The organism is Curtobacterium sp. PvP017 (genome assembly GCF_054060195.1).
Window position 1 is genome coordinate 315,532 of record NZ_JBSSCY010000003.1, and the last position, 23,871, is coordinate 339,402.

Below are 23,871 nucleotides of genomic sequence, written 5' to 3' on the forward strand. Positions count from 1 at the left end.
CGTGTCGGTGAACCAGCCGTGAACTGGGGGCGGCGTGTTGCCCCACACACGAGGAAACCCCCGCCACATCGTGACGGGGGTCTCCTCGTGTGCCTCGGATCAGTGATCCCCGGGGCCGACCTGCGGAGCCTGGTGGCCTCCCGCGAGGTCCGGGCCGTGGTGGGCGGCGTGCGCTGCCTCGAGCTCGGCCTTCGACACCGGCTCGATGCGGTCCTCGAAGAAGAAGCGGGAGATGCTCGCACGGGCCTTCTGGACCACGGTGATCTGCCCCTTGGCGTTCGGGCGGATCATGAGCGGCTTGTACTCGTTGAACTGCAGGAGCTTCCACCGCTCGTACTCGTCGAGCTGCTCGTGCACCTCGATGTACTCACCGTGGGGGAGTCGGACGATGCGACCGGACTCGTAGCCGTGCAGGACGATCTCGCGGTCCTTCTTCTGGAGTGCGAGGCACACGCGCTTCGTGATCCAGAAGGCGACGAACGGGCCCAGGACCGTCGTGGCCTGGATCACGTGGATCACGTGTTCGATCGACACCAGGAAGTGGGTCGCGATGATGTCCGACGACGCCGCAGCCCAGAGGCTGGCGTAGAGCGTGATGCCGGCGGCACCGATCGCCGTGCGGGTCGGGGCGTTGCGCGGGCGGTCCAGGATGTGGTGCTCGCGCTTGTCGCCGGTGATCCACGACTCGAGGAACGGGTACAGCAGGATCGCGAGGATGAGCAGTACCAGGACCGCGATCGGCGCCAGGATGTTGAACGACACCGTGTAGCCGAACCACACGACCTCCCAGTGCGGCGGCACCAGACGCAGTGCGCCGTCGGCGAAGCCGATGTACCAGTCGGGCTGGGTACCGGCGGAGACCGGCGAGGGGTCGTACGGGCCGTAGTTCCAGATGGGGTTGATCGTGAACATCGAGGCGATGAGGGCGATGATGCCCGCGACGATGAAGAAGAACCCACCGGCCTTGGCGGCGAACGCCGGGAGGATCGGGACACCGACGACGTTGTCGTTGGTCTTGCCCGGTCCGGCGAACTGGGTGTGCTTGTTGATGACGACGAGCACGAGGTGGACACCGAGCACCGCGACGAGGATCGCCGGCAGCAGCAGGATGTGCAGCGTGTAGAGGCGGCCGACGATGTCGGTCCCCGGGAACTCGCCACCGAAGAGCAGGTAGGCGATCCAGACGCCGATCACCGGGACACCCTCGATCATGCCGACGATGATCCGCAGCCCGTTGCCGGAGAGCAGGTCGTCGGGGAGCGAGTAGCCGGTGAAGCCCTCACCCATGGCGAGGACCCACAGCAGGAAGCCGAAGACCCAGTTGAGCTCACGCGGCTTGCGGAACGCACCGGTGAAGAACACGCGGGCCATGTGCAGCATGATCGACGCCACGAACAGCAGGGCTGCCCAGTGGTGGACCTGGCGGACGAACAGCCCGCCACGGATGTCGAACGAGATGTCCAGCGTGGACTGCAGGGCCGTCGACATCTCGACGCCCTTGAGCGGGACGTACGAGCCGTTGTAGACGACCTCGGCCATGGAGGCCTGGAAGAAGAACGTCAGGAACGTGCCGGAGAGCAAGACGACGACGAAGCTGTACAGCGCCACCTCGCCGAGCATGAAGCTCCAGTGGTCCGGGAAGATCTTCCGGCCGACTTCCTTGACGAGCCCCGAGATGCTGGTGCGCTCGTCGATGTAGTTGGCGACCCCGCCGATGATGCGGGATCCGCGCTCCGGAGCCGGCTTGTTCGCCGTGCTGCTCGGTGCCGTGGTGGTGGGGGTGCTGGTCATCAGCGTTCACGCTCCCAGAAGGACGGTCCGACCGGCTCGTGGAAGTCGCTCTGGGCAACCAGGTAGCCGTCGTCGTCGATCGCGATCGGAAGTTGGGGGAGGGGGCGTGCGGCCGGACCGAAGATGACCTCGCAGTTGTTCGAGACATCGAAGGTGGACTGGTGGCACGGGCACAGCAGGTGGTGCGTCTGCTGCTCGTAGAGCGCGACCGGGCATCCGACGTGGGTGCAGATCTTGGAGTACGCGACGATGCCGTCGTAGCCCCAGTTCTCGTGGCCCTTGGCGGGGTTGAGGTCCTTCGGGTCGAGACGCATGAGGAGGACGGAGGCCTTGGCCTTCTCTTCCAGCATGTGCTCGGAGTCGAGCATGCCGTCCGGGATGACGTGGAACACCGAACCGATGGTCACGTCGGAGGCCTTGATCGGCAGACCCGTCGGGTCCTTCGTCAGGCGCAGACCCTGCTTCCAGAAGGTGTGGCGCAGGAGCTCGTTCGGGTCCTCGGCCGGAGCGAGGTCGCGGACCAGGACGATGCCCGGCAGCGGGAACGCGGCCAGCGCGCCGATCATCGAGTTGCGGATCAGCTTGCGTCGGCTGAAGCCGGACTCCTTGTCGGCCAGCTGGAAGGCCTCGACGGCCTTGGCGCGGGTCGCGTCGGTGCCGCGGGTGCCGTGGCGGAGCTCGGTGATCTCGCGGTCGACGACGAGCGACTTCGACCAGTAGACCGCACCGAGGCCCAGCGCGATGAGTGCGAGGGCGATCGACAGGCCGAGGAAGAGGTTCGCGGTGCGGACCGTCCCGAAGTCGTTCGAGTCGATCGGAAAGGCGACGTAGGCCGCGATCGAGAGGACGCTGCCGACGATCGAGAGGTAGAAGAAGGTCGCGACCTGGCGCTCGGCCAGACGCTGCTTCTTCGGGTCGACGTCGGTGCGGCGCGCGCGGTGCGGCGGCTCACCCGGGTTCTCGAACGGGTCGGTGGGCAGCACCGCGATCCCGGGGGAGGTGGTCGTGCCGTGCTTCTCGACAGCCGAGGACGAGTTCAGCGTCTCGTCGTCGTGCTCTGCCATGGTGTTCCCTTCAGTGTCGTTCGACACGGACGATCAGTTGGACTTCGCGGTCAGCCAGACGGTCATCGCAACGACCGCGCCGAGTCCGAAGATCCAGATGAACAGACCCTCGGCCACCGGGCCCAGGGAGCCGAGTGCGAACCCGCCGGGCGACTTGTTGTCCTGCACGTACTTCAGGTACGTGATGATGTCGGCCTTCTGCTCCGGCGTGAGGTTCAGGTCGTTGAAGACCGGCATGTTCTGCGGGCCGGTCTGCATGGCCTCGTAGATGTGCTTGCCGGAGACCGTCGACAGGTTCGGGGCGTACTTGCCCTCGGTCAGAGCGCCGCCAGCGCCGGCCACGTTGTGGCACATGGCGCAGTTGATGCGGAAGAGCTCTGCGCCTTCGGCCGCGTCGCCGTCCTCACCGTTGGTGAGCTCGGTCGAGGGGACGGCCGGGCCGGGGCCCAGCGAGGCGACGTACTCGGCGAGGGCGTCGACCTGCTCGTCCGTGAACTGCGCGGGCTTCTCTTCGGCCTGCGGGCCCTGCGCGGCCATCGGCATGCGGCCGGTGCCGACCTGGAAGTCGACCGAGGCGGCGCCGACGCCGATGAGGGACGGACCCTCGCTCGTGCCCTGGGCGGAGAGGCCGTGGCAGGTCGCGCAGTTCGAGGCGAAGAGCTTCTGGCCCTCGTTCACCTTCGACTGGCTGGTCGCTGCGACGGTGGTCGTGCTGTCGTCCGCGTTCGCCGTGGAGCTGAACAGCGCGTACGCACCGCCGGTGGTCATGAGACCCACGACGATGAGCGAGACGGTCGCCATCGGAGAGCGGCGGCCCTTCTTGGACTTGGTTCTGTTGAACATGTGCTGGGGGGTGTCCAGTTCCTACTTGAGAAGGTAGATGACGGCGAAGAGGAAGATCCACACGACGTCGACGAAGTGCCAGTAGTACGACACGACGATGGCGGTGGTCGCTTCCTTGTGACCGAAGTTCTTCGCGGCGAAGCCGCGGCCGAGCGTCAGGAGGAAGGCGATGAGGCCACCCGTGACGTGGAGGCCGTGGAACCCGGTCGTCATGTAGAAGGCCGAGCCGTAGGCGCTCGAGGAGAGCGTGACGCCCTCGTGCCAGAGGTTGGCGTACTCGAAGATCTGGCCGCAGACGAAGATCGCGCCCATCGCGTAGGTGACGAAGAACCACTCCGTCATGCCCCAGTGGCGCGGGTTCCAGCTCGTGCGGTGCACCTGGAAGCGCTCCGCTGCGAACACCGCGAACTGGCACGCGAAGCTGGACAGCACCAGGATGATCGTGTTCACCGAGGCGAACGGCACCTCGAGCTTGGAGGTTTCGGCCGCCCAGAGCTCGGGGGACGTGCTGCGCAGCGTGAAGTAGATCGCGAACAGGCCGGCGAAGAACATGACCTCGCTGCCCAGCCACACGATCGTCCCCACGGCAACGGCGTTCGGCCTGTTCAGGGCCGGACCGCTGGCGGATCGGGAGAGAGAGGTGCTAGTCACGTCCTCCATTATGGCCGAAACCCCCGACAGTGTTTTCGCAGGAGACTGGCGGGTCTCTCGAATTCACTACGATCGAGCCATGCCTGACGCACTCTCTTGGCCTGCAGTGATCAGCGCGCTCATGGCGCGCGAGGACCTGACGATCAGGCAATCCACATGGGCCATGGAGGAGATCGTGCACGGGCGCGCCACCCAGGCGCAGATCGCCGCGTTCGCCGTGACCCTCCGGGCGAAGGGCGAGACCGTCGACGAGGTGGTCGGGTTCCGCGACGCGATCCTCGACGCCGCGGTTCCGCTGGACGTCGACCCGATGGCCCTCGACATCGTCGGCACCGGCGGTGACGTCGTCGGCACCGTGAACGTCTCGACGATGGCCGCGATCGTCATCGCCGCCGCCGGGGTGCCGGTCGTCAAGCACGGCAACAAGGCCAGCTCCTCGAAGTCCGGGTCGAGCGACGTGCTCGCTGCACTCGGCCTCGATCTCACGATGGACGCCGCGCGTGTCGCGGACACCTTCCGGCGTGTCGGACTGACCTTCGCGTTCGCCAACGCGTTCCACCCCGGCTTCGCCCACGCCGGGCCGGTCCGGCGCGAGATCGGGGTGCCGACGGTCTTCAACTTCCTCGGACCGCTCGTCAACCCCGCACGGTGCGAGGCCAACGCCGTCGGCGTGGCCCAGCTCGAGCTCGTGCCGATCATCACGGGCGTGTTCCAGACCCGCGGCGCGACCGCCCTGGTGTTCCGCGGTGACGACGGTCTCGACGAGCTCACGACCACCGGGCACAGCCACATCTGGGAGGTCACCGGCGGGCGCATCACCGAGCACGACCTCGACCCGCGTGACCTCGGCATCGCCCGTGCCCGCACGGAAGACCTGCTCGGTGGCGACCCGGAGCACAACGCCGGTGTCGTGCACCGCGTCCTGGCGGGGGAGACCGGCCCGGTCCGCGACATCGTGCTCCTGAACGCCGCTGCCGGCCTGGTGTCCTTCCGGCTCGCGCAGGACCCGGCACAGTCCGATCGCCCGATCCTGCAGCGGTTCCGGGAGCAGCTCGCGGTGGCCGCCGAGGCGATCGACTCCGGCGCCGGCGCCCGCAAGCTGGCTGATTGGGTCGGCGAAGCTCCCGCCGCGTAGTCCACGCCGCCCCGCGCACCGTGCGGGGTGCGTCACCCGGTGCGAACCTGACGGCTCGGTGCGGCGCCACGAGCGCGCACCCGGCGGTCACCGCTGCACCCGGCGAACGGACCCGCACCGTGCCGTGCCAGCAACCCCGTGCCGGACGGGAGGCCCGTTGCGGGGCCGCCGCGCGCCTCCAGTCCGCACCGTGCGCGGTCCGCAGTCCCGCGCCGCTTCCGCGCGAGCCGCACCGTGCGGGGTGCGTCACCCGGTGCGAGCCTGGCGGCTCGGTGCAGCGCCACGAGCGCGCACCCGGCGGTCACCGCCGCACCCGGCGAACAGACCCGCACCGTGCCGTGCCGGCCACAACCGCACCACCCCAGCACCGCAACGGACGCGGGGGAGTCGCAACGCGACGGGAGGCCCGGTGCCGGTTCCAGGAACCGGCACCGGGCCTCCCGTCGGTGCGTTCAGTGCACGCGGTCAGCGTGCGCCCGCGTCGTTACTGGACGTCCTCGTCGACCCAGTCGAAGGTCTTCGTGACGGCCTTCTTCCAGAGGCGGAGCGTGCGCTCGCGCTCCGCGGCGTCGAGCTGCGGCTCCCAGCGCTTGTCCTCCTGCCAGTTGGCACGGAGCTCGTCGAGGTTCGCCCAGAAGCCGACCGCGAGACCGGCCGCGTAGGCCGCGCCGAGCGCCGTCGTCTCGGCGACGACCGGACGCACCACCGGCACGTTAAGGATGTCGGCCTGGAACTGCATGAGCTCGTTGTTGGCGGTCATGCCGCCGTCGACCTTGAGCTCCGTCAGGTCCACGCCCGAGTCGGCGTTGACGGCGTCGAGGACCTCGCGGGTCTGCAGCGCCGTCGCCTCGAGGGCCGCACGTGCGATGTGCCCCTTGTTGACGTAGCGGGTCAGGCCGACGATGGCACCGCGGGCATCCGGACGCCAGTACGGCGCGAACAGCCCGGAGAAGGCCGGCACGAAGTACACGCCGCCGTTGTCCTCGACGGTCTTGGCCAGCGCCTCGACCTCCGGGGCACTGCCGATGAGACCGAGGTTGTCACGGAGCCACTGGATGAGCGAGCCCGTGACCGCGATCGAGCCCTCGAGTGCGTAGTGCGTCTCCTGGTCGCCGAGCTTGTAGCCGACGGTGGTGAGCAGGCCGTTCTCGGAGCGGACGATCTCGGTACCGGTGTTGAAGATGAGGAAGTTGCCGGTGCCGTAGGTGTTCTTCGACTCACCCTGGTCGAACGCCGCCTGGCCGAAGGTCGCGGCCTGCTGGTCGCCGAGGATGCCCGCGATCGGGACCTCGCGGAGCAGGTTCGACGACTCGACGTGGCCGTAGACCTCGGAGGAGCTGACGATCTCGGGGAGCATCGACTTCGGCACACCGAAGTCGGCGAGGATGTCGTCGCGCCACTGGAGCGTCTCGAGGTCCATGAACAGCGTGCGGGACGCGTTCGTGACGTCGGTCTTGTGGACGCCGCCGTCGACGCCACCGGTCAGGTTCCAGAGGACCCAGGTGTCGGTGGTGCCGAAGAGCAGGTCCCCGGCCTCGGCCTTCTCACGCGCACCCTCGACGTTCTCGAGGATCCACATGATCTTGGTGCCGGCGAAGTACGTCGCGAGCGGCAGGCCGACGATGGCCTTGTAGCGGTCGGTGTCCCCGTCGGCGAGCTTGTCGACGATCGACTGCGTGCGGGTGTCCTGCCAGACGATCGCGTTGTAGATCGGCTTGCCGGTGGTCTTGTCCCAGACGACGGCGGTCTCGCGCTGGTTCGTGATGCCCACGGCGGCGACGTCGTGACGCGTGATGTCGGCACGCGACAGTGCCTGACCGATCACCTCGCGGGTGTTGTCCCAGATCTCGGCGGGGTCGTGCTCGACCCATCCGGCGCGCGGGAAGATCTGCTCGTGTTCCTTCTGCCCGGTCGAGATGATCGAGCCGGAGTGATCGAAGACGATCGCTCGGGTGGAGGTCGTGCCCTGGTCGATGGCGACGATGTAGTCGGCCATTGGTGCTCCTTACGGGTGTTCGGTGCGGTGAGCGGCCCGTGCGGACGGGCCGCTCACCCCGGGGTTGGGTTGGTTCAGCTGACGACGGGCAGCAGCGCGTAGGACAGGCCGGCGGCGATGGCGCCACCGAGCAGCGGTCCGACGACGGGCACCCAGGCGTAGGCCCAGTCGCTCGAGCCCTTGCCCTTGATGGGAAGGAAAGCGTGCGCGATGCGCGGGCCGAGGTCACGGGCGGGGTTGATGGCGTAGCCGGTCGGGCCACCGAGGCTGACACCGATCGCGATCACGAGGAAGGCGACGGGGATCGCGCCGAGCTCCGACGGGGTCTGGCCGTTGGTGAAGGCGATGACGACGAACACCAGCACGAAGGTGCCGATGATCTCGGTCACGAGGTTCCAGCCGTACGAACGGATCGCGGGGCCGGTGGAGAAGACGCCGAGCTTGGCGGCCGCGTCGGGCTCCTCGTCGAAGTGCTGCTTGTAGGCGAGCCAGACGATCACGGCACCGATGACCGCGCCGATGAGCTGGGCGAGCCAGAACAGCAGCATCGCGCCGACGGTGATGTTGCCGAGGATGGCCTGGGCGAGGCTGACGGCCGGGTTGAGCTGGCCGCCCGACTTGTAGGACACGGTGACGCCGGCGAAGACCGCGAAGCCCCAACCGATCGTGACCATGAGGAAGCCGGCCCCGAAGCCCTTCGACTTCGTGAGGGAGACGGCGGCGACGACACCGCCACCCAGGATGATGAGCATCGCCGTGCCGACGAGCTCGGACAGGAACTTGACGCCGATGTCGTCCATCGGTGACCTCCAGTGCGTGAGGTGGGGGTCCGGTGGTGCTGCGCCGCACTCCCCGTTGAGTGATTGAGGCCGAGCATAGTGACGCGGAGAACGACGGGGCGATGAATTCCTGAGGGAAGTCCGCGATCGTGCACGAACGTGCAAGCGCCGTGCGCTGCGGGGGATCACGAGCCGGTGACACGTCCCCGTGGTGCTGCACGAACGTGCAGACCGGACGAACGAGCGCCCGGGCGTCGGATGTAGATTGGGCGCACTCCGGTCGACGACGGCGGTGTGCAGTTCGCCTCGGTTCGGCCCCGTACCCGTGGAGGCACGCGCATGAAGAAGCTCATCAACGACCCGCAGGCCGTGGTCGACGAGACCGTCCGGGGCTTCGCCCGGGCACACGCCGGTCACGTGGTCCTGGTCGAGGACCCGGTCCACCTGCACCGCGCCGACGCTCCCGTCGCCGGCAAGGTCGGCATCGTCAGCGGCGGCGGCAGCGGACACGAGCCGCTGCACGCGGGCTTCGTCGGGTACGGCATGCTCGACGCCGCCGTGCCCGGGCCGGTGTTCACGAGTCCGACCCCCGACCCGATCGTCGCGGCGACCAAGGCCGTCGACGGCGGCGCCGGCGTCCTGCACATCGTGAAGAACTACACCGGCGACGTCCTGAACTTCGAGACCGCCGCCGAGCTCGCCGAGATGGACGACATCCGCGTCGAGGCCGTCGTGGTCGACGACGACGTCGCCGTGCAGGACTCGCTCTACACCGCCGGTCGCCGCGGCGTGGCAGGCACCGTCGTCGTCGAGAAGTGCGCCGGTGCCGCGGCCGAGCGCGGTGACGACCTGGACGCCGTCGCCGCGGTCGCCCGCCACGTCAACGACGTCACGCGGTCGATGGGCCTGGCCCTGGCGTCCGGCACCGTGCCGCACGCGGGGGAGCCGTCCTTCACGCTCGCCGACGACGAGGTCGAGCTCGGCATCGGCATCCACGGCGAGCCCGGACGCGAGCGCATCCCGATGGCGCCGGCCGACCAGCTCGTCGACCGCGTGCTCGAACCGATCCTCACCGACCTCGACGCACCGGCCGGCTCGAAGCTGCTCCTGCTCGTGAACGGCATGGGCGGCACCCCGCTGTCCGAGCTGTACATCGCCTACCGACGCGCCGCCGAGGTGCTGACGGACCGCGGGTACGACGTCACGCGTAGTTTGGTGGGCGACTACGTCACATCCCTCGAGATGCAGGGGTTCTCGCTCACCGTCACGGTGCTCGACGACGAACTCACGGCACTCTGGGACGCACCGGTGGAGACCCCCGCACTGCGCTGGGGACGCTGAGCGGCCGGATCCGTCCACTCGACCACCGACCACGACACCGAGCCCACCGGGCCGGACACACGAAGGGAACCGCATTGGCGCTCGACACCGCATGGGCCATCGACTGGGTCCGTCGCACCGCCGCGACGATCGACGAACACCGGGCCGAGCTCGTCACGCTCGACCGGGAGATCGGTGACGGCGACCACGGCGAGAACCTCGACCGCGGCTTCCGCGCCGTGCTCGAGGCCGTCGACGGCGGCTCGTTCGACACGCCCGGCGCCGTGCTGAAGACGGTCGCGACCAAGCTCATCTCGACCGTCGGCGGCGCCGCCGGTCCGCTGTTCGGCACCGCGTACCTGAAGGCAGCCCAGGCCGCCGGCGACGCGTCCGAGCTCGACGCCGACACGCTCGTCGCCGTGCTCGCCGCAGCCCGTGACGGCGTGGTCTCGCGCGGCAAGGCCGCGGTCGGCGACAAGACGATGGTCGACGCGTGGGGCCCGGCGGTCGACGCCGCCACCGCCGCAGCGGCAGCCGGTGCCGACCCGGCAGCCGTGCTCGCCGCCGCGGCCGACGCCGCCGCCTCGGGCGCCGAGGCCACCGAACCGCTCGTCGCCCACAAGGGACGTGCGAGCTACCTCGGCGAACGCGCGGTCGGGCACCGCGACCCGGGTGCGCAGTCGACGGCGTACATCCTGCGTGCCGCGGTGGAGGCGACGACGGGCGCCGCCGCGTGACCGTCGGCATCCTGATCGTGTCGCACAGCGCCGCGATCGCCACCGGCACGGTCGAGCTCGCCCGCCAGATGGCGGCGGACGTACGGCTCGTCGCTGCCGGCGGGACCGACGACGGCGGCATCGGCACGTCGTTCGAGGCGATCACCGCCGGCATCGAGGAGCTCTCGGACGCCGACGCCGTCGTGGTCCTGTGCGACCTCGGATCGGCTTACCTGACCACCGACACGGCGCTCGACTTCCTCGACGACGACGTCCGCGCACGCGTGCACGTCTCGCAGGCTCCCCTCGTCGAGGGCGCGGTCGCCGCGGCCGTCGCGGCCCAGACGGGTGGTGACGCCGAGGCGGTGCTCGCTGCTGCGGCATCCGCCGCAGGGTCCGCGGACGACGCGAGCAGCGCCTCCCGTCCGTCCGGTGACCAGCCGGGAGGCACGGGGCCGGGTGACGGGGCCAGCAGCGTCGACGACGTGGCCGCGTCCGAGAGCGTCGAACTGGTCAACGAGACCGGCCTGCACGCCCGCCCCGCGGCGGAGTTCGTGAAGACGGCGGCAAGGTACGACGCAGCGGTGCGCGTGAACGGCGTGGACGCGAAGAGCCTGCTGGCGATCATGGCGCTCGCGCTGCCGAAGGGTGCGACCGTGTCGATCGAGGCGACCGGTGCTGACGCGCAGGCCGCGGTGGACGCGCTCGCGGAACTGGTGCGGAGCGGCTTCGGCGAGTAGGCGTCGCCGCTCGCCGTCCCGGGTTCAGCGGATGGACACCGTGCCGGCCAGGTCGAGGTCGGACGGCCCGCCGGTGACGCCCGCGTCGGCGAGGAGCGTGGCTCCGAAGACCGCGCTCCAGAACGTCCGGGCATCGCGGCCGACGCCGCTCGGACTCGTCCAGCCGTGCTCGGCGACGACGCGCTCGAGGTAGCGCTCCGACTGCCGGAACAGGACCGCGAGCAGGAGACGCACGCGCTCGCGCTGGGCGTCGTCGTCACCGGCGGCGGCCAGCGCGCGCACGACGAGCGGCGTCGACGGCATGGCGAGCGCCGTGCGCGCGAGCACCTGGCGGAACGCGTCGGCGGACCCGGCGCGCCGACCGGCGGCCTGCAGGCGCGTGGTGTCACGGAGGAAGAGCGCGAAGGCGGCGTCGAGGACGAGGCGGTCCTTCGAGCCGTAGTGGTGCGTGATCTGGTTCGGGTAGACCCCGGCCGCACGGGCGATCTCGCTGACGGTGACGGCGTGGCGCGCGGTGCTCGCTCCGCCCGCGTCACCGGCTGCCCCTGCGCTGAGGAGTCCGGCGGTCGCGGCGAGGATCCTCGCCCGGGTCGCTGCGCCGCGGGTCGTCCCGGCGCCGTCGGTGGTTGCCATCTCTGAATTGTACGTGGTACAACTCGACTTGTTCAACGTACAAGAAGGAGCACTCGTGGACATCTCCATCACCGGCTACGGCGCCGTCTCGCCGTTCGGCCACGGCGTCGCGCCGCTGTGGGACGCCCTGGTCGCCGGGCGCTCCGGTGTGCACGAACTGCACCGCGACGCGCCGCTCTGGGAACAGGTCCCGATCATGGTCGGTGCCGACGCGGCACTCGACGCCGAGTCCGTACTCGGTCGCGTCCGGGCGAACCGGCTCGACCGCAGCCAGCAGCTCGCGCTCGTCGCCGCCGCCGAGGCCTGGGCCGACGCCGGCGCTCCCGCCGTCGCGGGCGACCGCCTGGCCGTGGTCGTCGGGACCGGCATCGGGGGAGTGGAGACGCTGCTCGACGCGCACGACGTGCTCGGGGCCTCGGGCGCCCGCAGGGTGTCGCCCCGGACCGTCCCGATGCTCATGGCCAACGGGGCTGCGGCGCAGATCAGCATCGAGTACGGCGCCCGTGCCGGCGCCTACACGACCGTCTCGGCGTGCGCGTCCGGCGCCGAGGCGATCGCGATCGCAGCGCGCCTCGTCGTCACGGGGGAGGCCGACGTCGTCATCGCCGGCGGCACCGAAGCCGCGGTCACCCCGGTGACCATGGCCTCGTTCGCGCAGTCCCAGGCCCTCGCGAAGCCCGACGGCGGCGACCCCACCACGCTGTCGCGACCGTTCGACGCCGACCGCCGCGGGTTCGTGCTCGGCGAGGGCGCCGGGTTCGTCGTCCTCGAGCGGGCCTCGCACGCCGCCGCCCGCGCACAGCGGTCGCACGGCACACTCGCCGGGTGGGGGATCACGTCGGACGCCTTCCACATCACCGCCCCGCTCGGGGACGGCAGCGAGCAGGAGCGCGCGATGACGGCCGCGATCCGGATGGCCGGGCTCACCGGGACGGACATCGACCACGTCAACGCGCACGCCACCGGGACCCCGGTCGGCGACGTCGGTGAGGCTGCCGCCATCGCTCGTGCAGTGGGCAGCGGCGCGATCGTGACGGCGCCGAAGAGCGCGATCGGGCACATGTTCGGCGCGGCGGGAGCGGTCGAGGCGATCCTGACGGTCCGGACGCTCGAGACCGGGATCGTGCCGCCGACGCTGAACCTGGAACTCCAGGACCCGGCGATCGACCTGGACGTGGTGGCGGGGGCAGCCCGGACGGCGACCGTGCGTGCCGCGCTGAACAACTCGTTCGGGTTCGGTGGACAGAACGCGTCGTTGGTGTTCACCGCGGTCTGAGGGGCACGGGGACCGACGTATCCTGACTGCCATGAGCATGGAAGGCGTGGCCTGGAGCTCGCTGTACAAGATCTCCACCGCCAAGGACGGCAAGCACGGCATCTCACGCGAGTCCGTGCGGCGGATCATGACGTTCGCCGTGCCCTACCGGGCCAAGCTGGTGGTCTTCATCGCGCTCTCCGTCGTGGGCGCGGTCCTCGCGGTCGCGACACCGGTCCTCGCCGGCCGGGTGGTCGACGTGATCGTCGCTCGGGGCGCACTCAGCACGATCGTCTGGCTCGCGGTCGTCATCGCCCTGGTCGCCGTGGGCGACGCGGCCGTGTCACTCGCGACGCGCTGGTTCTCGGCACGGATCGGCGAGGGCGTCATCCTCGACCTCCGCACCGCCGTCTTCAACCACGTGCAGAAGATGCCGATCGCCTTCTTCACGCGCACACGGACCGGCGCGCTCGTCAGCCGCCTCAACAACGACGTGATCGGCGCGCAGCAGGCCTTCAGCGGCACGCTGTCCGGCGTGGTCACGAACCTCGTGGCGCTGATCCTCACCCTGACCGTCATGCTCAGCACGTCCTGGCTCGTGACGGTCCTGGCGATCGTGATGCTCCCGATCTTCCTCGTCCCCGCGCGCCGCATGGGCAGCCGCCTCGCCGCGCTGCGTCGCGAAGCCGCCGACCACAACGCCGCCATGAGCACGCAGATGACCGAGCGCTTCTCCGCGCCCGGCGCCACCCTCGTCAAGCTGTTCGGCCGCCCCGAGGAGGAGGCCGAGGAGTTCCGGGTGCGCGCTGCCCGCGTCCGCGACATCGGGGTGCGGAGTGCCCTGCTGCAGTTCGTCTTCGTCACCGCCCTCACCCTGGTCTCCGCCCTCGCCCTCGCGCTCGTCTACGGGGTCGGCGGTGCCCTCGCACTCGGTGGCCAGCTGAACACCGGCGACGTGGTGACGCTGGCCCTCCTGCTCACCCGCCTGTACGCGCCGCTGACCAGCCTCGCGAACGCCCGGGTGGAGATCATGAGCGCCGTGGTCAGCTTCGAGCGCGTCTTCGAGGTCCTCGACCTCGAGCCGCTCATCCAGCAGAAGCCCGACGCCGCCACCGTCCCCGACGGCCCGGTGGCGGTCGAGTTCGACGACGTCCGCTTCGCCTACCCGTCCGCCGACAAGGTGTCGCTGGCCTCGCTCGAGGAGGTCTCCACACTGGACACCCGCGGCGGTGACGAGGTGCTGCACGGTGTCTCCTTCCGGATCGAGCCGGGGCAGACCGTCGCGCTCGTCGGGACCTCCGGTGCTGGCAAGTCCACGATCGCGCAGCTCCTCTCCCGCCTGTACGACGTCGACAGCGGCGCGGTCCGCCTGGCCGGGGCGGACGTCCGCGACGTCACGTTCGCCTCGATGCGGCACACCATGGGCATGGTCACCCAGGACGGCCACCTGTTCCACGAGACCATCCGGTCCAACCTCCGGCTCGCGCGGCCCGAGGCGACCGAGGACGAGGTGTGGGACGCCGTCCGCCGCGCGCGGCTCGAACCGCTCATCCGGTCCCTGCCGGACCAGCTGGACACCATGGTCGGGGAGCGTGGCTACCGGCTGTCCGGCGGTGAGCGCCAGCGGATGACCATCGCGAGACTGCTGCTCGCCCAGCCGCGCGTCGTCATCCTCGACGAGGCCACCGCGGCGCTGGACTCGACGTCCGAGGCTGCTGTGCAGGCAGCGCTCAGCGAGGCGCTCGAGGGACGGACGGCGATGGTGATCGCGCACCGGCTCTCCACCATCCGGAGCGCGGACCTCATCCTCGTGGTCGAGGACGGCTCGATCGTGGAGCGCGGGACACACGAGGAGCTGCTGGCCGTGGGCGGGCGGTACGAGGAGCTGCACCGGACCCAGTTCGCCGTGCAGAAGGACGTCGCGGCGGACGAGGAAGCGCTGAGCGGGAGCTAGTCCGCCGTCTGCGGTGCCGCCACCCACAGCACGGGGTCGCTCACTGGGCCCCTGGCCGATCGGCACGCCCTGTCATCCGAGGCCGAGGCAGAACGACATGACGGCCTGCTGCACCGGGAGGAGCGCGGCCTTGAAGTCGTGTCCGACGAACGCGGGGTGTTCCACCGCGTCGACGCTCACCTCACGGCCGCGCACGAACGGCGGACACGGGGCGAAGCGAGCTCCCGCGGGGGCGAGGTCGAGCAGCGCGGCCGTGATCCGGTACGGCTCGAGGGCCCGGGCGTGCGGACCGGGTCCGTCCGTGAGGATCACGTCCGCCGACCGCACAGCAGCCTCGAGGTCGTCGGTCCACCCGGCTCCCGGGGTCGCGAGCTCGGGCGGGCAGCACTGGACCAGATCGAGCTGCAGGACGCGAGCGGCTTCCTGCCATGCCCTGGCGATGTTGCCGTCAGCACCCACGAAGAGGAAGCGGAGCGACGCGATGTCCCCCCGCTGCTGCTGCAGGGCGTAGAGGTCTGACAGCACCTCGCACGGGTGGTTGTCGTCCGTCATCGCGTTCACGACGGGTACCGCACGAGCCGCCGCCAGCGCCGCGACCACGGCGAGGTCCTGATGGCGCACCACGACGATGTCGACCCAGTTGTCGAGGTACCGGGCGACGTCTGCCAGCGCTTCCGGCTTGTCGAGCGTCGTGTCCGGGAACACGATCGGTTCGAGCCCCATCGACGAAGCGCCCCGCTCGAAGGTCACCCTGGTGCGCAGACTCGTCGGCGGGAAGAACATCGCCGCGGCACCCTCCGTGGTGGGCCCTCGACCCGCGACGAACGCGTCAGCCAGGTCGAAGACCGCACGGACGTCGGACGGGGACCAGTCATCGAGTTTCACGAGCGAACGCATCCCACCACCGTAGGGACTGTCCGGACCAGGGTCCGTCACCGGACGGCGCAGCAGGTCGGACCTCACACCTCCCAGTCTGATGTGAAGGTCCGGCCCCGGAGCAGGCCGGCCAGCTCCGCGTGGACGTCGATGGTCTTGCCCAGTCGGGCGGCGCGATCGGCGTTGAGCGCCGTGCCCTCCCAGTCCCGCTCGGAGACGTAGGCCGTGTACGGGTTGACGACGCACTTGAAGTCGAGCATGAGCGACTGCGCCAGGGCGCCCGTCGCCATGTAGCTGTGGGGGAGGCCCGCAGCGCACACGAAGGTGACGACCTTGTCGAACCACGCTGCGCGGCGGCCCTCACCGGTCGCACCGGTGGCTTCGATGAGCGACTTGACGGCGGACGACGGAGCCCAGTTGTAGACCGGGAACGCCAGCACCACGCCGTCCGACTCCTGGATCTCGCGGTGCAGCACCTCGAACGCTCCGCTGCTGAACACCTGGTCGTTGTCGAAGGGCGGCAGTGCCACGCGGGCGAGGTCGATGACCGTCGATGCGTGCCCGCCGTCGGTGAGGAGCTGCGCTGTCTGCTCGGCGAGGCGGCGGCTCGCACTGGTCGGATCGAGGCTGCACGAGATGACCGGGAGGTTCAGCGGGACCATCCGAGAACCGTACCGATCGGCACCTGGGGCGACGAGGGGACCGGAGTCCGTTCCGTGCTCACGGTGCCGGTGTGAACTGCTGGAGGCCGGTGACGCGCAGCAGGTCGAGCTTGGCGGCGTCCTCGGTGCCGGGGACCGCGGTGTAGACGACGATCCGCAGGTCGCCCCCCGGCACGGTCAGCACGTCGCAGTCGATCTCGATGGGTCCGACGGGTGTGTGCACCTGCTTGCGGCTCGCCCGGTGCTCGGCGATGCGACCGGTGTCCCAGCGACGTTCGAACTCGGGTGACTCCCGGCGGAGCCGCGCGACGAGTTCGGCCAGGTCGCGGTCGGCGGGGTAGCGGCCGGATGCCTGCCGGAGGTCCGCTGCGAGGTCGCTCGAGAACTCCTCCTGGTGTTCGTCGTCCCACTCGACACCGTCGTGTGCGTGCATGAAGTGCCGCCACACCAGGTTCCGCTCGATCCCGACCGCCCGCGAGGGGTCGCCGTTCAACGCCGCCCACAGGTCGTTCCACAGGACGATGTCGTGCGTCGCCGTGAAGACCGCGATCGGGACGTCGCCGAGTCGGTCGACGAGGCGCTGCACCCCGGGTGTGATGTGCCGGGGAACGACCTGGAGCGACGGGGGAGCGACTCCGGCGACCCGGCACAGGTGGTCCCGCTCCGCCGCCGTGAGCCGGAGCGCTGTGGCGAGGGCGCCGAGCAACTGGGGTGAGGGGTTCAGCGCGCGGCCCTGCTCGAGCCGGACGACGTAGTCGACGCTCACCCCCGCGAGCGCCGCGAGCTCCTCGCGTCGGAGCCCCGGGGTCCGCCGGCCGGGCCCGGCCGGCAGGCCGACCTCTTCGGGACGGACCCGGTCGCGCCAGGAACGCAACACACTCGCGAACTCGCTCATGTCCACCATCCTCGCCCCGCGCCTCCTGTCCTTCCTGGTACTGGTGGTCCCACCGTCGCACGGTGCCTGGGGGAGTCAGCCGCAGGGGCGGAGAGTGGGGGCATGACAACGACACTCATCACCGGAGCCAACCGCAGCCTCGGACTCGAGACCGTCCGCCGCCTGGTGGACGCGGGCCACACCGTGTACGCCGGCATGCGCGACCCCGCCTCGGGCGACGAAGCGCGGGCGCTCGGCGCCCACGTCGTCCAGCTTGACGTGACCGACCAGGACAGCATCGACGCCGCGATCGCAACCATCCCCGCCCTCGACGTGCTCGTGAACAACGCCGGCATCCTCGGGACGTCGTTCGGCATCGACGACCTCGACGCCGCGGCCATGTCGGCGGTACTCGACACCAACGTCACCGGCATCGTCCGGGTCACGCAGGCGGCGCTCCCACTGCTGCGGGTGTCCGACAACCCGGTGATCGTGAACGTCGCCTCGGGCGTCGGCTTCGCCCGCTGGCTGACGACCCCCGGCCACGACGAGTACCCGGTGCCCGCCGTGCCCTACGCCGCGTCGAAGGCCGCGGTGATCGCGTTGACCGTGCAGTACGCGAAGAACCTGCCGGGGTTCCGGATCAACGTCAGCGACCCCGGGTACACCGCCACCGAGTTCAACGGCTTCGGTGGACACCAGACGATCACCGAGGGCACCGACGCGACCGTCGCGCTCGCCACGGTCGGGCCGGACGGGCCCACGGGGGAGTTCCACAACCGGGACGGCCGCATCGAGTACTGACGCGCGCTGGGCGCGGACGGTCGCGGCATCCGCTTCAGTCGTGCACATCGGCACCGAACCCCGGCCCGGGGCGCATCATCCAGCCCTCCGGGTCGGGGAGCGGACGGAACCCGAACCGTTCGTACAGGCCGTGGGCGTCGGCCGTGAAGAGCGCGAACCGCTTGAGGCCGAGCGGCTCGATCGCCTCGGTCACGCCCTGCACGAGGGCGACGCCGACGCCGCGGCCACGAGCGTCGGGATCGACGAACACGTCGGCCAGCCATCCGAACGTCGCCCCGTCGGTGATCACCCGGGCGTACCCGAGCTGCGCACCCGTCGCGGTGTCGTACACGCCGAAGTTGCGGGACCCGGCGATGATCGCGTCCTGGGTGGCTCGACTGCGACCCCGCGCCCAGTAGGACTGCTCGCTGAGCCAGCGGTGCACGCGGTCGACGTCGAGGTCGGCGGGGTCGGCGGAGAAGTGCAGCGCGGTCGGTTCGTCCATCGCACCAGTGAACCGGCGGTCGCCCGCCGCGGGCAACGGCCAATCCGTCGTCTGTGGACAACACGACGGCACCGTCTGGGACGATGGCGGGATGCGCGCGTCCAGTACGACCACTTCGGATCCGCCCCGTCGATCGTCGACCTGCCCGATCCCGTGGCGCCGGACCACGGGGTCCTCGTCCGGGTCGCCGCCACCGGGGCGTGCCGCAGCGACTGGCACGCCTGGAAGGGGCACGACGACTCCGTCTCGCTGCCGCACGTCCCCGGGCACGAGTTCGCCGGTGTCGTCACGGCCGTCGGGTCGTCGGTGACCCGGGTGTCGCTCGGTGACCGCGTGACCGCGCCCTTCGTGTTCGCCTGCGGGACGTGCCCCGAGTGCGTCGACGGCGCCACCCAGGTGTGCACGCGTCAGCAGCAACCGGGGTTCACCCTGCCCGGGTCCTACGCCGAGTCGGTCGTCATCCCGCACGCCGACGTCAACGTGGTCGCACTGCCCGACGCCGTGGGGTTCGCCGAGGCCGCGGCACTCGGTTGCCGGTTCGGCACGGCCTACCACGCACTGCACGCACGCGGACGGGTCACGGCAGGGGAGTGGGTGGTCGTGTTCGGCTGCGGAGGCGTCGGCCTGTCGACGATCATCGTCGCGGTCGCTGCGGGTGCCCGGGTGATCGCGGTGGACGTCTCACCGGCGGCGCTCGAACGTGCTGCGACACTCGGCGCCGTCTCGGTGCCGATGGACACGGAGGCCGTCGCAGCGATCCGCGCCCGGACCGACGGCGGAGCACACGTCTCGGTGGACGCGTTCGGCAGCCGCGCGACGTCCGTCGCAGCGGTGGCGTCCCTGCGCCCGCGGGGCCGTCACGTGCAGGTCGGCCTGCTGCTCGACGACGAAGCCGAACCGGCCATCCCGATGGGGCGCGTGATCGCCGACGAGCTCGAACTGCTCGGCAGCCACGGGATCTCGGTCGGGGAGTACGCCGCCATGCTCGCCGACGTCGTCACGGGCACGCTGCGTCCGGACGAATCGATCGGCCGGACCATCGGTTTCGACGACCTGCCGGACGCCATCGTGGCGATGGACCGTCCGGCCACGTCGGCTGGGATGACCGTGGCGGTCTTCTGATCGGCGTCGCACCCGGCGGTCGCGGCGCTCGGTCGACGCAGCGCTCGACCGTCGCCGGTTCACGTGCGGGGAGCGTCCGGGGGTCACCTCGTGACACCTGAGTTGACATAATATGCATTATCGGCGCGCAGCCGAGCACGCAGGATGAGCAGAAGAGGTCGGGTCCCCGTTCGGGACCCGACCTCTTCTGCTCACGGAACGACATCGTCCGAAGACGACCTCAGTCCGCCGACTCGTGCGGGACGTCGTCCTTGTCGATCTCGAGCGCGGCCGATTCTTCGCCCTGCTCGTGCAGGTCGGCCTGGTCGGTGTCCGGCTGCTCCGGCGTCTCGCTCTGGGTGGTCTCTTCGGCTGGGTCGGGCTGGCTGTAGCTCATGCGCCGGACGGTACGCCCGAGATCCTGAACACGCGCCAGCGGTTCGCCGGAGACGCTTTGTGAGCAGCAATGGTCGAGTCCATCGGATGGACTCGACCATTGCTGCTCACGATCTGGGCCCGCCTGGCAGGCCGGGCCTCACGACTGGGTCAAGAAAACCGCGGTGGCGATGTACCCGATGATCCCGACGACGATCGCGACCACGGAGAGGATGATGCCGGCGAGGATCATCCCCCGGCTGCCACCGCGCTTGCGCGCGAGGATGCCGAGCACCAGCCCGACGATGCCTGCGACCACACCGATGATGGCGATGAAGATGCCGCCGACGGTCCCGACGATGCCGAGCACCAGGGAGACGATGGCGAAGGTGTTCGACTGCGCGGGTGCGTTCCCGGGGTTGGACATGATGGGGCTCCTTCTGATCAGGACGCCGATCCAGGCCGGGCAGCCGATCGTGAGCGTCGATCAGACGCTATCCGAACTGCACCGGCAACGTTCAGGTTCCGTCCGCGAACCTGTCCCCTGCCTCAGGCACCGACGTAGGCGGCGAGGTGCTGTCCGGTCAGGGTCGAGCGGGCTGCGACGAGCTCGGCGGGTGTCCCCTCGAACACGATCCGACCGCCGTCGTGCCCCGCGCCGGGCCCGAGGTCGATGATCCAGTCCGCGTGGGCCATCACCGCCTGGTGGTGCTCGATCACCACGACGGTCTTGCCCGAGTCGACGAGGCGGTCCAGCAGGCCGAGGAGCTGGGCGACGTCCGCCAGGTGCAGTCCGGTCGTCGGTTCGTCGAGGACCACGATGCCGCCCGGTTCACCGAGGTGCGTCGCGAGCTTGAGCCGCTGACGCTCCCCGCCGGACAGCGTCGTGAGCGGCTGCCCGATCGTCAGGTACCCGAGACCGACGTCGGCCAGACGCGACAGGATCGTGTGCGCCGCTGGGAGCTTCGCGGGGCCGTCGGAGAAGAACGCCACGGCATCGGTGACGGACATGCCCAGCACCTGGCTGATGTCCTTCCCGCCGAGGTGGTAGTCGAGCACCGACTGGTCGAACCGCTTCCCGTCGCACTCCACGCACGGGGTGGCGATGCCCGCCATCATCCCCAGGTCGGTGTAGACGACGCCGGCGCCGTTGCACGCGGGGCACGCGCCCTCGGAGTTCGCACTGAACAGCGCGGGCTTGACGCCGTTGGCCTTCGCGAACGCCTTGCGGATGGGCTCGAGCAGCCCGGTGTACGTGGCCGGGTTGCTGCGCCGGGATCCGCGGATGCCGCTCTGGTCGATGGCGACGACACCGTCGCGCTGCGCGAGCGACCCGTGGATGAGCGTGCTCTTGCCGGACCCGGCGACGCCCGTCACGACGGTGAGCACCCCGGTGGGGACGTCCACGTCGACGTCCTGCAGGTTGTGGGCCGAGGCACCGCGGATCGCGATCGCCCCGTCGGACCGGCGGACGTCGGCCTTCACCGAGACGCGGTCGTCGAGGTGCTGACCGGTGATGGTCCCGCTCCCCCGCAACCCGTCGACGGGTCCCTGGTAGCAGAGTGTCCCCCCGCCGGAGCCAGCGCCCGGGCCGAGGTCGACGACGTGGTCGGCGATCGCGATCACCTCGGGCTTGTGCTCGACGACCAGCACGGTGTTGCCCTTGTCGCGCAGCCGCAGCAGCAGGCCGTTCATCCGCTCGATGTCGTGCGGGTGCAGGCCGGTGCTCGGTTCGTCGAAGACGTAGGTCACATCGCTGAGCGACGAGCCGAGGTGCTTCACCATCTTGACCCGCTGCCCCTCTCCCCCGGACAGCGTGCCGGTGGGTCGGTCGAGCGAGAGGTAGCCGAGACCGATCTCGACGAACGACTCGAGCAGGTCGCGGAGGCCGTCGAGCAGCGGCGCGACACCCGGATCGTCGATCGCCCGCAGCCACGGGACGACGTCGGTGATCTGCATCGAGCAGACGTCGGCGATGCTCTTGCCACCGATCTTCGAGGAGCGAGCGACGTCGTTCAGCCGGGTGCCGCCGCACGCCGGGCACGTCGTGAAGGTCACCGCGCGGTCCACGAAGGCGCGGATGTGCGGCTGCATCGCCTCGCGGTCCTTCTGCAGGAACGAGCGCCGCACCCGGGGCACGAGCCCCTCGTACGTCATGTTGATGCCGGCGATCTTCTGCTTGGTGGGCTCGCGGTACAGGAAGTCAGCGCGCTCCTGCTCGGTGAAGTCGCGGATCGGGGTGTCCTTGTCGAAGTACCCGGACTCGGCGTACATGCGGACGTTCCACCCGTCGGTGCCGTAGCCGGGGATCGTGATCGCCCCGTCGCCGAGCGCCTTCGCGTCGTCGAACAGCTGGGTGAGGTCGATGTCGTTCACGAGCCCGCGGCCCTCGCAGTCGGCGCACATGCCGCCGAGTCGGGTGAACGAGACCTTCTCGGCCTTGGCGTCCTTGCCCTTCTGCACCGTGATCGCTCCCCCGGCGGTGACCGTCGCCAGGTTGAACGAGAACGCGTTCGGACCGCCGACGTGCGGGTCGCCCAGACGGCTGAACAGGACCCGCAGCATCGCGTTCGCGTCGGTGGCGGTGCCGACGGTCGACCGCGGATCGGCGCCGATGCGCTCCTGGTCGACGACGATCGCGGTGGTCAGGCCGTCGAGCAGGTCGACGTCCGGGCGCGCGAGCGACGGCATGAAGCCCTGCACGAAGGCGCTGTACGTCTCGTTGATCATCCGCTGCGACTCGGCGGCGACGGTGCCGAAGACGAGCGAGCTCTTGCCGGAGCCGGACACCCCGGTGAAGACCGTCAACCGGCGCTTGGGCAGGTCGACGTCGATGCCCCGCAGGTTGTTCGCGCGGGCACCGCGCACGCGGATGCGGTCGTGGCCGTCGGCGGCGTGCACGCTCAGGCTCTGGGCGGCGCCGTCACCGGAACTGATGTGCATGTCGATCAGGGTACCGACGGGTACCGACCCCGACAAGGCGCCCCGGCCCCCACCAGCAGACCCAGCACCGTGCGCGCTGTCTCACCCCGTGCGCACTGTCTCACCCCGTGCGCACTGTCTCACCCCATGCGCGGTCACGCGCACCGTGCAGCGCCACAAGCGCGCACCACGCCACCAACCCTGCACCGACGAACGGACACGGCACCGTGCGGTGGACGCGCCCCACCACCGGACGGGAGGCACGGGTCGGGCCCGCACCGCGCCTCCCGTCAGCACCGTGCGCACTTTCTCACCCCGTGCGCGGTTACGCGCACCGTGCAGCGCCACAAGCGCGCACCACGCCACCATCCCTGCACCGACCGACGGACGCGGCACCGTGCACCGCACGCGACCGGACACGGCAGCGGGTGAACGGGTCAGGCGGAGGTGAAGCGGCGGACCAGGTCCGGCAGCTCGGCCGGTTCGAAGACCTCGTCGGTGGCGTCGAGCTCGTCGGCCGTCCACCACCGTGACGCCAGGATGTCGACCCGTTCGTCGTCCGTCCACTCGGCGTCCGACAGCTCGAAACCCGGCGTGCGCACGACGTAGAACTCGCTGTGGCCACGGTCGTGGTCGGCGAGGTCCCACTCGACGGTGAAGTCCCACGACCACACCGGCTCACCCGGGTCGTCGATGACGATCCCGGTCTCCTCGCGCAGCTCGCGGATCGCGGCATCGCGGTGGTCCTCGCCGGGGTCGACCCCGCCACCCGGCGTGATCCACCGGTGCGCGCCATCGGAGGACGGCGAGTTCGTGTCCATCAGGAACACGCGACCCTCGGGGTCGAGCAGGATGATGCGGGAGGTTCGGCGCAGGCCGGGCTTGGCGGTCACCCG

At 70.3% G+C, this 23,871-nt stretch carries 23 protein-coding genes; 8 read left to right on the forward strand and 15 right to left on the reverse strand.

Annotated features, from left to right (window positions below):
- Positions 1 to 99: 99 nt before the first annotated feature.
- Genes qcrB through ctaE form a run of 4 tightly spaced genes read right to left on the reverse strand, consistent with a single transcriptional unit; the run spans position 100 to position 4,358 of the window.
- The gene (gene qcrB, locus ACVKXF_RS09055) at positions 100 to 1,791 is read right to left on the reverse strand and encodes a cytochrome bc1 complex cytochrome b subunit (RefSeq protein WP_123312620.1); all 1,692 of its coding nucleotides are present in this window, start codon (positions 1,789 to 1,791) and stop codon (positions 100 to 102) included.
- Positions 1,791 to 2,855 carry a cytochrome bc1 complex Rieske iron-sulfur subunit gene (qcrA, locus tag ACVKXF_RS09060; protein WP_123312619.1) on the reverse strand — a complete coding sequence of 355 codons (1,065 nt, stop codon included), beginning with the start codon at positions 2,853 to 2,855 and terminating at the stop codon, positions 1,791 to 1,793. Before qcrA ends, qcrB begins: the two co-directional genes overlap by 1 nt.
- A gap of 33 nt (positions 2,856 to 2,888) precedes the next feature.
- Positions 2,889 to 3,698 carry a cytochrome bc1 complex diheme cytochrome c subunit gene (qcrC, locus tag ACVKXF_RS09065; RefSeq protein WP_123312618.1) on the reverse strand — a complete coding sequence of 270 codons (810 nt, stop codon included), beginning with the start codon at positions 3,696 to 3,698 and terminating at the stop codon, positions 2,889 to 2,891.
- A gap of 21 nt (positions 3,699 to 3,719) precedes the next feature.
- Positions 3,720 to 4,358: an aa3-type cytochrome oxidase subunit III gene (gene ctaE, locus ACVKXF_RS09070; protein WP_123312617.1), complete on the reverse strand. Its 639-nt coding sequence runs from the start codon at positions 4,356 to 4,358 to the stop codon at positions 3,720 to 3,722.
- A 70-nt stretch (positions 4,359 to 4,428) separates the two neighbouring features.
- Here ctaE and trpD point away from each other — a divergent pair, with 70 nt between their 5' ends.
- Positions 4,429 to 5,484, forward strand: coding sequence for an anthranilate phosphoribosyltransferase (gene trpD, locus ACVKXF_RS09075; RefSeq protein ID WP_123312616.1), 1,056 nt, complete (start codon positions 4,429 to 4,431; stop codon positions 5,482 to 5,484).
- 484 nt (positions 5,485 to 5,968) lie between these two features.
- Here the strand turns inward: trpD and glpK are convergent, their stop codons facing one another.
- Both glpK and ACVKXF_RS09085 read right to left on the reverse strand, forming a co-directional pair.
- The gene (gene glpK / locus ACVKXF_RS09080) at positions 5,969 to 7,480 is read right to left on the reverse strand and encodes a glycerol kinase GlpK (protein ID WP_111084025.1); all 1,512 of its coding nucleotides are present in this window, start codon (positions 7,478 to 7,480) and stop codon (positions 5,969 to 5,971) included.
- A 74-nt stretch (positions 7,481 to 7,554) separates the two neighbouring features.
- On the reverse strand, positions 7,555 to 8,280 hold the full coding sequence (locus tag ACVKXF_RS09085; protein ID WP_123312615.1) for an MIP/aquaporin family protein: 726 nt from the start codon (positions 8,278 to 8,280) through the stop codon (positions 7,555 to 7,557).
- Between the two features lie 318 nt (positions 8,281 to 8,598).
- On the opposite strand from ACVKXF_RS09085, the gene dhaK reads away from it, so the two are divergent.
- From dhaK to dhaM, 3 genes are all read left to right on the forward strand, one after another.
- Positions 8,599 to 9,600, forward strand: coding sequence for a dihydroxyacetone kinase subunit DhaK (gene dhaK / locus ACVKXF_RS09090; protein WP_340196355.1), 1,002 nt, complete (start codon positions 8,599 to 8,601; stop codon positions 9,598 to 9,600).
- A 74-nt stretch (positions 9,601 to 9,674) separates the two neighbouring features.
- Positions 9,675 to 10,316, forward strand: a complete 642-nt coding sequence (gene dhaL / locus ACVKXF_RS09095; protein WP_396288427.1) for a dihydroxyacetone kinase subunit DhaL — start codon at positions 9,675 to 9,677, stop codon at positions 10,314 to 10,316.
- A complete protein-coding gene (gene dhaM, locus ACVKXF_RS09100) occupies positions 10,313 to 11,035 on the forward strand; it encodes a dihydroxyacetone kinase phosphoryl donor subunit DhaM (RefSeq protein WP_456795523.1) in 723 nt (240 codons plus the stop codon). The genes dhaL and dhaM overlap by 4 nt, the downstream gene beginning before the upstream one ends.
- A gap of 24 nt (positions 11,036 to 11,059) precedes the next feature.
- On the opposite strand, the gene ACVKXF_RS09105 is transcribed toward dhaM, so the two are convergent.
- Positions 11,060 to 11,668: a TetR/AcrR family transcriptional regulator C-terminal domain-containing protein gene (locus tag ACVKXF_RS09105; RefSeq protein ID WP_456795524.1), complete on the reverse strand. Its 609-nt coding sequence runs from the start codon at positions 11,666 to 11,668 to the stop codon at positions 11,060 to 11,062.
- A 55-nt stretch (positions 11,669 to 11,723) separates the two neighbouring features.
- On the opposite strand from ACVKXF_RS09105, the gene ACVKXF_RS09110 reads away from it, so the two are divergent.
- On the forward strand, positions 11,724 to 12,944 hold the full coding sequence (locus ACVKXF_RS09110) for a beta-ketoacyl-[acyl-carrier-protein] synthase family protein (RefSeq protein ID WP_456795525.1): 1,221 nt from the start codon (positions 11,724 to 11,726) through the stop codon (positions 12,942 to 12,944).
- A gap of 31 nt (positions 12,945 to 12,975) precedes the next feature.
- The gene (locus tag ACVKXF_RS09115) at positions 12,976 to 14,877 is read left to right on the forward strand and encodes an ABC transporter ATP-binding protein (RefSeq protein ID WP_456795526.1); all 1,902 of its coding nucleotides are present in this window, start codon (positions 12,976 to 12,978) and stop codon (positions 14,875 to 14,877) included.
- Between the two features lie 72 nt (positions 14,878 to 14,949).
- Here the strand turns inward: ACVKXF_RS09115 and ACVKXF_RS09120 are convergent, their stop codons facing one another.
- The 3 genes from ACVKXF_RS09120 to ACVKXF_RS09130 form a co-directional block, all read right to left on the reverse strand.
- Entirely contained in the window at positions 14,950 to 15,774 is an 825-nt protein-coding gene (locus ACVKXF_RS09120) for an ornithine carbamoyltransferase (RefSeq protein ID WP_340196360.1), read from the reverse strand.
- A gap of 62 nt (positions 15,775 to 15,836) precedes the next feature.
- Positions 15,837 to 16,415, reverse strand: a complete 579-nt coding sequence (locus ACVKXF_RS09125) for an NADPH-dependent FMN reductase (protein WP_340196361.1) — start codon at positions 16,413 to 16,415, stop codon at positions 15,837 to 15,839.
- 58 nt (positions 16,416 to 16,473) lie between these two features.
- On the reverse strand, positions 16,474 to 17,310 hold the full coding sequence (locus ACVKXF_RS09130; RefSeq protein WP_396288441.1) for a helix-turn-helix domain-containing protein: 837 nt from the start codon (positions 17,308 to 17,310) through the stop codon (positions 16,474 to 16,476).
- A gap of 102 nt (positions 17,311 to 17,412) precedes the next feature.
- Here ACVKXF_RS09130 and ACVKXF_RS09135 point away from each other — a divergent pair, with 102 nt between their 5' ends.
- The gene (locus ACVKXF_RS09135; protein ID WP_456795527.1) at positions 17,413 to 18,093 is read left to right on the forward strand and encodes an SDR family NAD(P)-dependent oxidoreductase; all 681 of its coding nucleotides are present in this window, start codon (positions 17,413 to 17,415) and stop codon (positions 18,091 to 18,093) included.
- Positions 18,094 to 18,127: 34 nt separating this feature from the next.
- On the opposite strand, the gene ACVKXF_RS09140 is transcribed toward ACVKXF_RS09135, so the two are convergent.
- Positions 18,128 to 18,577: a GNAT family N-acetyltransferase gene (locus ACVKXF_RS09140; protein ID WP_456795528.1), complete on the reverse strand. Its 450-nt coding sequence runs from the start codon at positions 18,575 to 18,577 to the stop codon at positions 18,128 to 18,130.
- A 153-nt stretch (positions 18,578 to 18,730) separates the two neighbouring features.
- Here ACVKXF_RS09140 and ACVKXF_RS09145 point away from each other — a divergent pair, with 153 nt between their 5' ends.
- Entirely contained in the window at positions 18,731 to 19,699 is a 969-nt protein-coding gene (locus tag ACVKXF_RS09145; protein ID WP_456795529.1) for an alcohol dehydrogenase catalytic domain-containing protein, read from the forward strand.
- Between the two features lie 220 nt (positions 19,700 to 19,919).
- Here ACVKXF_RS09145 and ACVKXF_RS09150 read toward each other — a convergent pair whose 3' ends face one another.
- From ACVKXF_RS09150 to ACVKXF_RS09165, 4 genes are all read right to left on the reverse strand, one after another.
- On the reverse strand, positions 19,920 to 20,075 hold the full coding sequence (locus ACVKXF_RS09150; protein ID WP_396288449.1) for a hypothetical protein: 156 nt from the start codon (positions 20,073 to 20,075) through the stop codon (positions 19,920 to 19,922).
- 138 nt (positions 20,076 to 20,213) lie between these two features.
- Positions 20,214 to 20,480 carry a hypothetical protein gene (locus ACVKXF_RS09155; protein ID WP_340196366.1) on the reverse strand — a complete coding sequence of 89 codons (267 nt, stop codon included), beginning with the start codon at positions 20,478 to 20,480 and terminating at the stop codon, positions 20,214 to 20,216.
- A gap of 122 nt (positions 20,481 to 20,602) precedes the next feature.
- A complete protein-coding gene (locus ACVKXF_RS09160; protein ID WP_456795530.1) occupies positions 20,603 to 22,996 on the reverse strand; it encodes an ATP-binding cassette domain-containing protein in 2,394 nt (797 codons plus the stop codon).
- A gap of 416 nt (positions 22,997 to 23,412) precedes the next feature.
- Positions 23,413 to 23,868 (reverse strand): NUDIX hydrolase, encoded by a 456-nt coding sequence (locus ACVKXF_RS09165; protein ID WP_123312602.1) that lies wholly within the window; start codon positions 23,866 to 23,868, stop codon positions 23,413 to 23,415.
- Positions 23,869 to 23,871 lie beyond the last annotated feature (3 nt).